The 11,831-nt window shown below is 64.9% G+C and carries 9 protein-coding genes and 1 pseudogene; 5 read left to right on the top strand and 5 right to left on the bottom strand.

Annotation, left to right across the window (positions count from 1 at the left end; genetic code table 11):
* The first annotated feature begins 126 nt into the window (after positions 1-126).
* The 5 genes from ACU688_RS20490 (at position 127) to ACU688_RS20510 (ending at position 5,203) form a co-directional block, all read left to right on the top strand.
* Positions 127-582: a (2Fe-2S)-binding protein gene (locus ACU688_RS20490; RefSeq protein ID WP_448186166.1), complete on the top strand. Its 456-nt coding sequence runs from the start codon at positions 127-129 to the stop codon at positions 580-582.
* Positions 582-2,798, top strand: a complete 2,217-nt coding sequence (locus ACU688_RS20495; RefSeq protein WP_448186167.1) for a xanthine dehydrogenase family protein molybdopterin-binding subunit — start codon at positions 582-584, stop codon at positions 2,796-2,798. Before ACU688_RS20490 ends, ACU688_RS20495 begins: the two co-directional genes overlap by 1 nt.
* Before the next feature lie 16 nt (positions 2,799-2,814).
* Positions 2,815-4,146, top strand: coding sequence for a c-type cytochrome (locus ACU688_RS20500; protein WP_448186168.1), 1,332 nt, complete (start codon positions 2,815-2,817; stop codon positions 4,144-4,146).
* Positions 4,147-4,573: 427 nt separating this feature from the next.
* The gene (locus ACU688_RS20505) at positions 4,574-4,855 is read left to right on the top strand and encodes a BrnT family toxin (protein ID WP_448186169.1); all 282 of its coding nucleotides are present in this window, start codon (positions 4,574-4,576) and stop codon (positions 4,853-4,855) included.
* Positions 4,856-4,858: 3 nt separating this feature from the next.
* Positions 4,859-5,203, top strand: a complete 345-nt coding sequence (locus ACU688_RS20510) for a BrnA antitoxin family protein (protein ID WP_448186170.1) — start codon at positions 4,859-4,861, stop codon at positions 5,201-5,203.
* A gap of 31 nt (positions 5,204-5,234) precedes the next feature.
* Here ACU688_RS20510 and ACU688_RS20515 read toward each other — a convergent pair.
* The 5 genes and pseudogenes from ACU688_RS20515 to ACU688_RS20535 form a co-directional block, all read right to left on the bottom strand.
* A pseudogene (locus ACU688_RS20515) lies at positions 5,235-5,438 on the bottom strand (two-component sensor histidine kinase); the annotation flags it as partial.
* 26 nt (positions 5,439-5,464) lie between these two features.
* The gene (locus ACU688_RS20520) at positions 5,465-8,542 is read right to left on the bottom strand and encodes an efflux RND transporter permease subunit (RefSeq protein ID WP_448186171.1); all 3,078 of its coding nucleotides are present in this window, start codon (positions 8,540-8,542) and stop codon (positions 5,465-5,467) included.
* Entirely contained in the window at positions 8,539-9,693 is a 1,155-nt protein-coding gene (locus ACU688_RS20525; protein ID WP_448186172.1) for an efflux RND transporter periplasmic adaptor subunit, read from the bottom strand. Before ACU688_RS20525 ends, ACU688_RS20520 begins: the two co-directional genes overlap by 4 nt.
* A complete protein-coding gene (locus tag ACU688_RS20530) occupies positions 9,690-11,066 on the bottom strand; it encodes an efflux transporter outer membrane subunit (RefSeq protein ID WP_448186173.1) in 1,377 nt (458 codons plus the stop codon). Before ACU688_RS20530 ends, ACU688_RS20525 begins: the two co-directional genes overlap by 4 nt.
* An 84-nt stretch (positions 11,067-11,150) precedes the next feature.
* On the bottom strand, positions 11,151-11,819 hold the full coding sequence (locus ACU688_RS20535) for a response regulator transcription factor (RefSeq protein WP_448186174.1): 669 nt from the start codon (positions 11,817-11,819) through the stop codon (positions 11,151-11,153).
* Positions 11,820-11,831: the final 12 nt, after the last annotated feature.

Genomic DNA, 11,831 nt, shown 5'->3' on the forward strand with positions numbered 1-11,831 from the left:
GATCCTGCGGACTTGACGACGACCGGGCACATGGCCCTTGCGCGGTGGTCTAGAGTTCGACACTAAGCGGCCAACGCATTTCCTATTAAATAAAGGCCGCACCTACCGTCGATCAGCAGGTGAGCCATGGAATTACGAATCAACCAGACGACCTATCAGGTCGATGCTGATGCCGATACCCCGTTGCTGTGGGTGATCCGCGATGACCTCGGCCTGACCGGCACCAAGTACGGCTGCGGCCTGGCCCAGTGCGGCGCCTGTTCGGTGCTGGTGGACGGCAACGTGGTACGCAGCTGCGTGACCCCGGTGGCCGGCGTGGTCGGGCGTGAAATCACCACCATCGAGGCGATTGAAGCCGATGAGGTGGGCAAGCACGTGGTGGCGGCCTGGGTCGAACATCAGGTGGCGCAATGCGGGTATTGCCAGTCCGGGCAAGTGATGGCGGCCACGGCGCTGCTCAAGCACACCCCCAAGCCCAGCACCGAGCAGATCGACGCGGCGATGGTCAACCTGTGCCGTTGCGGCACGTACAACGCGATTCATGCGGCGGTCAACGACCTGGCCAAGCAGGAGAACGCCTGATGAAGACGCGCGATGACTTATTCGACGGCCCGGTGAACCTGTCACGCCGGCACTTTCTGGCGAGTACGGCGGTGGGTGCGCTGGTGATCGGCTTCGGTTTGCCACTGGGCTCGCCCAGGGTGCAGGCTGCCACCGCTGAGCGCGGTACCCAGGTGCCGGCGTTCCTGGAGATTCGCCCGGACGGTAGCGTGCGGCTGCTCAGCCCCTTTATGGAAGGTGGGCAAGGCACGCACACGGCGATGGCGCAGATTGTCGGCGAAGAACTGGACGCCGACCCCGCCACCTTCATTGTCGAAGCCGCGCCGCCTGGCGAAGCTTATGTGGTGATGGAAAACGGCATGCGCATCACCGGCGGCAGCATGTCGGTGCGTATGAGCTACCCAACCATGCGCCGCCTCGGTGCATTGGCGCGGGCCATGTTGTTGCAAGCCGGCGCCGAGCAATTGAACGTGCCGCTGGCCGAACTGAGCACCCAACCCGGTCGCGTGGTACACGCCGCGTCCGGGCGTTCCCTGGGCTACGGCGAATTGGCCGGGCGCGCCCTGGACATGCCGGTGCCGGACCCGGCCACCATCACCCTGCGCGACCCGAGCCAGTTCCGCTGGATAGGCAAGCCCGTGCGCCGCGTGGATGCCTATGACAAATCCACCGGCAAGGCGCAGTACAGCATCGACTTGAAGGTCGACGGCATGCTCCACGCCGCCGTGCAACACGCGCCGCGCCTGGGCATGACCGTGGGCAGCCTGCGCAACCAGGCGCAGGTCGAAGGCATGAAAGGCGTGCATTCGGTGCACCAACTGCCCGGCGCCGTGGCGGTGGTGGCCGAGCGTTGGTGGCACGCCAAGCGCGCGGTGGAGGCGATCCAGGTCGATTGGCAGGAAGCCGGTGCCGACGCCAAAGTGCGGGTGATGCCCGCTGACTTTTCCAGCGATGGCTGGCGCGACGTGCTCGCGGCCCAGCAAGGCCCGGCCCGTGACGACGAAAACGAAGGGGATGTCGCCGCCGCGCTAAAGGGCGCCAAGACCAGCGTCGAGGCCACCTACCACAACCAGTACGTCAACCACGCCCAGTTGGAACCGCCGTCCGCCCTCGCCCGCTTCAATCCCGACGGTACGCTGGACATCTGGCTGCCCAACCAGGCGCCGGATATGTTCCGCGCCGACATCGCCAAGCGCGCCGGCCTCGACCCGGCACAGGTCAACTTGCACTCGCCTTTGCTCGGCGGCTTTTTTGGCCGGCATTTCCTGTATGACTCGGCCAGTCCGTATCCCCAAGCCATTGCGCTGGCCAAAACCGTCGGCCGCCCGATCAAGCTGATCTGGAGCCGCGAAGAAGAATTCCTGCGGGATGTGCTGCGCCCGGTGGCGGTGGTCAAGTTCCGCGCCGCGCTGGATGACAAAGGCTTTCCCGTAGCCATCGAGGCGGTGAGCGCCACCGAAGGTCCCACCGAAGCGATCGCCGGCAAACAGGGCGACAAACTCGACCCCACGGCGTTGGAGGGGTTGTCGGGCAAGTCGTATGCGATCCCCAACAAACGCATCGCGCAGATCTACGTCAAAGGCCCGGCGATGCTCGGTTACTGGCGTTCGGTGGGCAATTCGCTGAATGACTTCTTCTACGAAGCGTTTCTCGATGAGCTGGCCGACAAAGGCGGCCACGACCCGTATGAACTGCGCCTGCACCTGCTGCGCGACAACCCACGCTTGACCACCCTGCTGCAAGCGGTGGGCGAGTTGTCCGGCGGTTGGAAACGCGGGCCGTTCACCGCCGCAGACGGCAGCCGCCGTGCGCGCGGCGTGGCCATGGCTTCGCCGTTCGGCTCCCACGCTGCGGTGATCGCCGAAGTGTCGATTGAACACGGCCAGGTCAAGGTGCATGACATCTGGGAAGCGATTGACCCGGGCAGCATCGTCAACCCGGCGATTGTCGAAGCCCAGGTGAATGGCGCGGTGGCACTGGGCTTGTCCCAGACGTTGCTGGAGGAAGCGGTGTTTATCGACGGCAAGCCACGGGCGCGCAACTACGACCTGTACCCGATCCTGCCGCCGTCGCGGATGGCGCGGGTGCATGTGCGGATTGTCGAGAGTGGCGAAAAGATGGGCGGCATCGGCGAACCGCCGCTGCCCGCCGTCGCGCCGGCCGTGGCCAATGCGGTGGCGCAGTTGACCGGCCAGCGCATCCGCAGCCTGCCCATGAGCCGTCACACCTTCAGCTAACCGCCAGGAAATGCCGATGAACAACCGTCGATTCGCAAGAACCGCAGGCTGGCTGGTGCTGCCCTGCCTGGTCGCCGCAGGCGTGCTGGCCTGGTATGTCACCCGCCAGCCCGCTTCGCCTTTTGAACAAACACAAAGTGTAGAGGCCGCACTGGTCAGTCGCGGCGAGTACGTCGCCCGGCTCAGTGACTGCGTGGCCTGCCACAGCCTGCCGGGCAAGACGCCGTTCGCCGGCGGCCTGGAGATGGCCACGCCGCTGGGGGCGATCCACGCCACCAATATCACCCCGGACCGGGAGCATGGCATCGGTGCCTATACCCTGGCCGATTTCGACCGCGCGGTGCGCCATGGCGTGACACCGGACGGGCGCCGGCTGTATCCGGCGATGCCCTATCCGTCGTACGTGAAGCTCAGCGACGATGACATTCGTGCGCTGTATGCGTTTTTCATGAAAGGCGTGCAACCGGCCAGCGAGCCGAACATCCCCAGCGACATCCCCTGGCCGCTCAACCTGCGCTGGCCCATCGCGCTGTGGAACGGCGTGTTTGCCCCGAGCGCGCCCTACGCGGCCAACCCCGCGCAGGATGCGCTGTGGAACCGTGGCGCCTACATCGTGCAAGGCCCCGGCCACTGCGGCAGTTGCCACACCCCGCGCGGGCTGGCGTTCAACGAGAAGGCGCTGGACGAGTCCGGCGCGCCTTTCCTCGCCGGCGCCCTCCTCGACGGCTGGTACGCACCGAGCCTGCGCCAAGACCCCAACACCGGGTTGGGGCGCTGGAGCGAGCCGCAGATCGTGCAGTTCCTCAAGACCGGACGCAACGCCCACGCGGTGGTCTACGGCTCGATGACCGAAGCGTTCAACAACTCCACCCAGTTCATGCAGGACGACGACCTGGGCGCCATCGCCCGCTACCTCAAGTCCCTGCCCGGCGACCCACAGCGTGACGGCACGCCGTGGCAATACCAGACGGCCGCCGCCAACACCGGCCCGGGCGCCCACACCTACGCCACCCGCTGCGCCTCTTGCCATGGCCTGGACGGCAAGGGCCAACCCGAATGGATGCCACCGCTAGCCGGCGCCACCTCGGCCCTCGCCAAGGAAAGCGCCTCGGCGATCAACATCACCCTCAACGGCTCGCAACGGGTAGTGGCGGCGGGTGTGCCGGACGCCTATCGCATGCCGGCGTTTCGGGAGCAACTGACGGACCAGGAAATTGCCGACGTCCTCAGCTATATGCGCAGCACCTGGGGCAACCACGGCGGCGCAGTGGATGCCCAAGCGGTGGGCAAGTTGCGTGGGCATACCGATCCGGCGAGTAGCAGCCCGATCATTTTGCATATGCGCTGAGGTCGGGCCTGATCGTTCCCACGCTCTGCGTGGGAACGATCGATTGGCTGCATCTGTGAGATCTACGCCCGAACACTGCCAGTCCTATCGACACAGCTCAAATGTGGGAGCTGGCTTGCCTGCGAAAGCGGTGGGTCAGGCAACACCTCAGCCAGCAATGCCGCCGCCTTCGCAGCCTCGCTAAAGCTCGACAGCTCCCACAGGGGACCGGCTGCGTCTGGAAGACAGCCCGATTTGGCTTATCTGACAATCAAAACAGAATCTCACTACGCAATGAACTGGCCGTTGCGGACGGAAGTGCCTGGTGGCCCTCAGCAGAATTGAGCCCCCACTGATCGACGGGATACGGCATTGACCAATCAAAGCCAACCAACTCCCTGACTGACGGTCCCTCCAACCGCTTTTTTATACATACAAAATATGCATAATGACGAGATTCAGAATTCAATTCGATGCGGCAAAAAACATCGCCAATCAGCAAAAGCACAAGGGCATAAGTCTGGCTGACGCAGAACCGGTGTTTAACGATGAAGCAGCCCTGACGCTGCAGGACCATGACCACAACGAAGAACGCTGGGTGACCATGGGCACGGACGCCAAGGGACGCATATTGGTGGTGGCCTACACCTACCGCGACCCCAATTTCGTACGCATTATCAGTGCTCGACTCGCCTCTAAAAATGAACGACGCCAGTACCTGGAAACTTGAACCATGAAAGACGAATACGACTTCAGCAACGCCAAGCGTGGCGCTATTGCCAGCAACAAGGGCAAGACCCGTATCACCATCATGCTGGACGATGCGGTCATCAAAGCCGCCCGTGAGCGCGCGGAGCGAGCGGGCACGGGGTATCAAACCGTGATCAATAACCTGCTGCGTCAGGCGCTGCTGTCCGAGGACGCGCATGAGCTGGCGCCTGCCCCAAAGAAACGCGCGAAAACCCTGCAGGTGATCAACAGCGGCATCAGCCCCTCGGAAGTCGAAGCGCTGGAGCAGCAACTGATTGCCGTTGCAGGCGAACTGAATCGCGTGCTGGGCAACCGTTCCCCTGGCTGACAGGCGCTAAAAAGAGCACTCACTCCACAACTTTCTCCGGACGATGGCTCCAGGCCCCCGCGTCGTCCTGGCGCAACAGGCGGTTCAAGCCGCCGCCCAGGTCGGCGCTGGTGAGTTTGTACTCCACCACATGCACCGTCGCGACAATCCCCGCCGCGAACACCCCGGCAACAAAGGCACTCATCAGCGCAAAGACAATCACGATCCGCTTGGTCAGGCTCTGCCGAAAATCCACGTTCATGCGAGGTTCCACAGCCGCGTTCAAACGGCAACACCGGGAGTGTCGACTAGCGCCTTGCGCCGCCGACGTTCAAACCAAAGATAGACCACGGGCGTGGTGTACAGCGTCAGTATCTGCGACACCGCCAGCCCGCCCACAATCGCAATCCCCAGCGGTTGGCGCAATTCCGACCCGGCGCCATGCCCGAACGCCAGGGGCACCGCGCCCAGCAGCGCCGCCAGTGAAGTCATGAGAATCGGCCGCAAGCGCAGCAAACAGCCTTCGCGCACCGCGTCACGGGGCGACAGGCCTTGCGCTTGGGCCTGCAAGGTGAAGTCGACGATCATGATCGCGTTTTTCTTGACGATACCAATCAGCAAGATGATGCCGATCATGCCCAGCACCGACAGGTCCTGGCCGCACAGCATCAGCGCCAGCAGCGCGCCGAAACCGGCGGACGGCAAGGTCGAGATGATTGTCAGCGGGTGGATCGCATTTTCGTAGAGCACGCCGAGCACGATGTACACGGTGAGGATCGCCGCCAGAATCAGCCACGGCTGCGACTTCAGCGAATCCTGGAACGCCTGGGCGGTGCCCTGGAAGCTGCCGGTGACCGTGTCCGGCAACGCCACGGCCAGGGCGGCCTGGTTGATCGCATCCACCGCCGCGCTGAGGGCTTGGCCGGGGGCCAGGTCGAACGACAAGGTGATCGCCGGGAACACGCCTTGGTGGTTGATGATGATCGGCACTTGCTCGGTCTGCACCCTCGCCAGCAGGTTCAGCGGCACCAGCGCGCCGCTGCTGGCGCGCACAAACAGGTGTTCCAGGGTGGCGGTGGAGGTCTGCCAGCTCGGGTCGAGTTCGAGGATGACGTGGTTCTGGTCCAGTTGGGTGAACATCGTCGCGACCTGGCGCTGGCCGAAGGCGTCATACAACACGTCGTCAATCGCCTGCACCGTGACGCCCAGGCGTGCGGCGGTCGGTCGGTCGATCACCAGGGTCGATTGGGCGATGGCCTGCTGCTGGTCGGAGGTCACGTGTTGCAGTTGCGGCAAGGTCTTGAGCTTGGCCAGCAGTACGCCGCTCCAGTGATCCAGCTCGGCGCTGTCCGGGTCTTGCAGGGTGTACTGGTACTGGGTCTTGCTCGCGCGGCTGCCGATCTGGATGTCCTGGTTGGCCTGCATGAACAGCTTGATCCCGTCCAGGCGATCCAGCGCCGGCTGCAAGCGGCGGATGACTTCAGCCGCACTGGCCGTGCGCTCGCCGAAGGGCTTGAGGTTGATCATCACCTTGCCCTGGCTGACCGTCGGGTTGGGGCCGATCCAGAAATACACGCGCGCCACCGCCGGGTCCTGGCCGATCACTTCGGCGGCACGATTGACCTGGGCGCGCATGGCCAGCGGCGAGATATCCGGCGCCGCTTCCGCCACGCCCTGGATCAGGCCGTTGTCCTGCTGCGGGAAGAAACCTTTGGGAATCGCCACATACAGCATCGCCGTGGCGGCCAACGTCGCGACCGCCACCGCCAGGGTGATGCGCTGATGATCGAGCACCCAATCCAGGCTGCGGCGGTAGCCGTTGTGCAAACGTGTGAACGCCCGCTCGCAAGCCTGGGCAAAACGCCCCTCTTCGTGCTCGGCATGGGGCTTGAGCAGCCACGCGCAGAGCATCGGCGTGATCGTCAGCGAGACAATGCACGACATGATGATCGCCACGCTGACGGTCACCGCAAACTCGCGCATCAAGCGCCCGACGATCCCCGACATCAGCAGGATCGGCAGGAATACCGCAATCAACGACACGGTCATCGAGACAATGGTGAACGCCACTTCGCGCAAGCCATCCACCGCCGACTGCAAGCGCGACTTGCCCATCTCCAGGTGGCGCACGATGTTTTCCATGACCACGATGGCGTCGTCCACCACAAACCCGACGGCAATCGCCAGGCCCATGATCGACAGGTTGTCGAGACTGTAGCCCAGCAGGTACATCACGCCAAAAGTCGCCACCAGCGACAGCGGGATGGTCAGGCTGGGAATCAGCGTGGCCGTGGCCTTACGCAGGAACACAAAGATCACCACGATCACCAGGGCGATGGACAACAGCAAGGTGAATTGCATGTCGTTGACCGACGCCTCGATGGTCTGCGTGCGGTCGCCGACCACTTGCACCTGCACGTCGCGCGGCAGAGAGGCGGTGAGTTCCGGCAGCTTGGCCTTGAGGGTGGCGATGGTCGAGAGCAGGTTGAAACCAGGTTGTTTATGGATGTCGACGATCACCGTCGGCTCGCTGCCCAGTTGCGCGGCTTGCTGCGTGTCTTCGGCCCCGGCAATCACCCGGCCAAGGTCGCCGAGCTTGATCGGCATGCCGTTTTTATAGGCGATGACCTGGTCGCGGTAGTGCTGAGGATCGAGCAACTGGTCCGTCGCGCCGAGGGTGATGGAGCGGCTCGGGCCGTCAAGGCTGCCCTTGGGTTGGTCGAGGGTGCTGACGCCGATCACACTGCGCACGTCTTCCAGGGTCAGGCCACGGGCGGCGAGTGCATCCGGGTCGATCTGCACACGCACGGCGGGCTTCTGCTCGCCGTGGAAATCCACCAGGCCCACGCCGGGCATTTGCGACAGGCGCTGGGCAATGTAGTTGTCGGCGTAGCGGTCCAGCTCCGGCAAGGTGCGAATGGGCGACGTCACTGCCAGCGACAGCACGGTGCCTTCGGCCGGGTTGACCTTGTTGAAGGTTGGCGCGCTGGACATGGTTTTCGGCAGGTTCGGCGTGGCCGTGTTGATCGCGGTTTGCACGTCCTGGGCGGCGCCGTCGATGTCGCGGTTGAGGTCGAACTGCAAGACGATCTGGGTCTTGCCGGCAGCGCTGGATGAGGTCATCGAGGTGACTTGCGGCACGGCGGCGAACGCCCGTTCCAACGGCGTGGCGACCGAAGACGCCATGGTTTCGGCGCTAGCGCCGGAGAGTTTGGCGGTGACCTGGATCGTGGGGAAATCCACCGTCGGCAACGGCGCCACCGGCAGTTGGAAGTAGGCAAACGCGCCCAGCAGCATCACGCCCACGGCCAACAGGCTGAGGCCGACGCGGCGTTGGATCAAACCGGCAAGCCCCTTCATGGTTGCACCTGCGCCACGGCGGCAGTGGCCGCCATCACCTTGACCCCGGGCGCGACACGGGACTGGCCCTGCACCACCACGGTTTCACCAGCGTTCAAGCCTTGGCGAATCCACTGTTTGCCATCGACCACGGTGCCGGCATCGACCAGGCGTGGCTGTACGCGCTGATCCTCCCCCACCACATACACAAAGTTGCCCTGGCGCCCGAACTGCACCGCCTCGGCAGGCACCACGGTCACCGCTTGGTGGGTTTGCACCAGCAGACGCGCGCTGACCAGTTCACCCGGCCAGAGTTGGCTGTTGGCGTTGTCGAACTGCGCCTTGAGCTGGATCTGCCCGCTGGCTGCGGCGACCTGGCTGTCGATAAAACTCAAGTGGCCCGTGGCAATCGCTTGGCGACCATCGCGGGTCATCGCCGTGACCTGCAAGGCGCCCTTGGCGTTTTCGGCAAGGATTTGCGGCAGGTCGTCCTGGGACACGGCAAACGCCACCTGGATCGGGTTCATCTGGGTAATGGTCACCAGCCCCGTGGCTTCGGCGCCGTGGGCGATGGCACCGACATCCAGCAAGCGCTGGCCGGTGCGCCCGGTCAACGGCGCCTTGACCTGGGTGAACTCCAGTTGCAGGCGCGCACTGTCCAGCGCCGCCTGGTCGGCCTGCACCGTGGCCACCTGGGCCGCCAGTTGGGCGCGGAAGGTGTCCACGTCCTGGGTCGGGCCGGCCTTGGCGGCGGCCAGTTTGCTCGCGCGGTCCAGGCTGACCCGCAGGTTGGCCAGTTGCGCCTGGTCCTTGGCCACCAGCGCCTGGGCCTGCGCCACTTGCGCCTGGTACACCCGTGGGTCGATCACCGCCAGCAAGCTGCCCGCGCTGACCATCTGGCCTTCATTGAACAGGATCTTTTGCAGCTCGCCATCGACCCGCACCCGCACGTTGACGCTGTTGAGCGCCTGCACGTTGCCGATGGCGCTGAGCCAGATCGGCACGTCCTCGCGGCTGACCGCTGAGAGATGCACCGGCACGGCACCGGCGTCGGCATTCACGGGGGCCGCCTCGGTGCGACGAATCATTTGCACGCCACCGGCGACGGCGGCCAGCGCCGCGATAATCATGGCGCCCAGGACCAGGCGACGACGGGAATTCAACACACTCATGGCTGAGCCACCTGTACGGGAGATTGGGAAGCTGGGCGGGCGGCGGAAAAATCCCCGCCCAACGCGCGAAACACACCAACGGCGGCCTGCACGTGTTGCAGGCGCACCTGGAGCAGGCTGTCTTCGGCCTGGTATTGGGTGCGCTCGACGATCAACAGCGTCTGGAAATCGGTGGCGCCCAAGCGATAGCGCACTTGCGCCAGGCGTGCGGCCTCGCGGGCGGAATCCACGGCGGCGCGGTTGAGCGTGTAGCTCTTGTCCAGTTCGCGGGCAGCGCTGAGTTGGGTCTCGACGTCTTGCAGCGCCTCGATGATCGACTCGCGGTAACTGGCGGTCAGTTCCTGCACGTGGGCCTGGTCGAAGTGCAACTGGCCCTTGAGCTGGCCACCGTGGAACAACGGCTGGCTGAGGGTGCCGATGGCGCTCCAGATCTGCCCGCCGGCGAGGGTATCGATGCCGCCCAGCAGGTCCAGCGACAGGTTGGGCAGGAACGCCGCACGGGCCACGCCCACGTCGAAGTTGGCCGACACCAGCCGGGCTTCGGCGGCCTGGATATCCGGGCGCTGGCGCAACAGGCCGATGGGCAGGCCGCTGGCCGGTTGCGGCACTTGTACATCCTTAAGCCCTTCGCCTTGCAGGTGGAAACCTTCGGCGGGCGCGCCCACCAGCACCGCCAGTTGGTACAGCGCCTGGTCGTGTTGCTGGCGCAGCGGCGGCATGGCGGCTTCGAAGGTCTGCAACGCGTTGCGCTGCTGGGCCACTTCCAGGTCGGACACGGCGCCCTGGCTGGCTTGCACTTCCACCAGGTCGAGGACTTGGCGGGCGTCGTCGGCGATGGCTTGGGCCAGGCGCAGGCGCTCTTGCAGGGAGAGCACCTGGAAGTAACTGTCGGCGATGCTTGCGCTGAGGGTCATGCGCAAGGTGGCGGCATCGAAGACCGTGGCGTTGGCCAGGGCGTCGGCCGAATCCGCCGCGGCGCGCTGCTTGCCCCAGAAATCCACTTCGTACGTGGCTTCGGCGAACACGCTGCGTTTGGCCGTGGTGCCGTAGTTGTTCTGGCGCTGGAAGTTGCCGCCGAGGTTGAGCGCCGGGTACTGCGCGGCGCCCGTCACCTGGGCCGAGGCGAGGGCCTGGTCGATGCGGCTGACGGCGGCCTTGAGCGTGTAGTTGGCGGTCAGGCCACGGGCGATCAACTGGTCGAGTTCGGCGCTGTGGAACTCGCGCCACCAGTTGCCTCCCGCCGCTGCTGCGGTGGGCTGGCCCGCGTCCCACTGGGCGGCCAGGGGCAATGCCGGTGTTTGGTAATCGGGCACCATCGAGCAGCCGCTGAGCAGCAGGCCGACGCTCCATAAAAGGTTTCTTGCAACTGACATGGGCACGCGTCCCCCCGCTTAAAGAATGCGGCGAAGATAGCGAGGGGTGCCTGCCGGGGCGTTCGTCGGTGGATAAACTTTTGTTTAGGAAGCCTGGAAGCTGTAGCCGGCGCCGGGGATGGTCTTGATCAGCGAGTGTTCGAAACCCTCGTCCAGCTTGCGGCGCAGGCGGTGGATGTGTTTGTCGATCACGTTGTCATTGGGGTCGAAGGCGTAGTCCCAGGCGCTGTCGAGCAGCATGTCGCGGGTGACCACCTGGCCGCTGTGGCGCATGAGTTTTTCCAGCAGCAGCGCTTCGCGGTGTTGCAGGGCAATGCTGCGGCCCTGGCGCACGGCGGTGCGGGTGGCGCAATCGAGTTGCAGCTCGCCGACTTGCAACGTCCGCCCCGCTTGCTCGCGGCCGCGCAGCAGGGCGTCGAGCCGCGCCAGCACTTCGGCAAAGGCGTAGGGCTTGGCCAGGTAGTCATCGCAACCGGCTTGCAGGCCTTCGACCTTGTCGCGGGTGGACGCCTGGGCGCTGAGCATCAGCACCGGCACCCGCGACTGGCGCGCGCGTAACGCCTTGACCAGCGCGATGCCATCCAGGCCCGGCAGGCGCCGGTCGACAATCAAGGCATCGTGAATGCCTTCCAGGGCCAGGCCCAGCCCGTGGGTGCCGTCGTGGGCCACATCGACCACATGCCCGCTTTCGCTCAGGCCGCGCAACAGGTAGTGGGCGGTCTGCTCGTCATCTTCAACCACAAGAATGCGCACGGTGTCGCCTCC

It is taken from the genome of Pseudomonas acericola (SeqCode) (assembly GCF_053456465.1).

Excerpts from the sequence above, each read along its gene's own strand:
- ACU688_RS20490 (WP_448186166.1), top strand. The coding sequence starts at position 127 with ATGGAATTACGAATCAACCAGACGACCTATCAGGTCGATGCTGATGCC.
- ACU688_RS20495 (WP_448186167.1), top strand. The coding sequence starts at position 582 with ATGAAGACGCGCGATGACTTATTCGACGGCCCGGTGAACCTGTCACGC.
- ACU688_RS20500 (WP_448186168.1), top strand. The coding sequence starts at position 2,815 with ATGAACAACCGTCGATTCGCAAGAACCGCAGGCTGGCTGGTGCTGCCC.
- ACU688_RS20505 (WP_448186169.1), top strand. The coding sequence starts at position 4,574 with ATGACGAGATTCAGAATTCAATTCGATGCGGCAAAAAACATCGCCAAT.
- ACU688_RS20510 (WP_448186170.1), top strand. The coding sequence starts at position 4,859 with ATGAAAGACGAATACGACTTCAGCAACGCCAAGCGTGGCGCTATTGCC.
- ACU688_RS20520 (WP_448186171.1), bottom strand. The coding sequence starts at position 8,542 with ATGAAGGGGCTTGCCGGTTTGATCCAACGCCGCGTCGGCCTCAGCCTG.
- ACU688_RS20525 (WP_448186172.1), bottom strand. The coding sequence starts at position 9,693 with ATGAGTGTGTTGAATTCCCGTCGTCGCCTGGTCCTGGGCGCCATGATT.
- ACU688_RS20530 (WP_448186173.1), bottom strand. The coding sequence starts at position 11,066 with ATGTCAGTTGCAAGAAACCTTTTATGGAGCGTCGGCCTGCTGCTCAGC.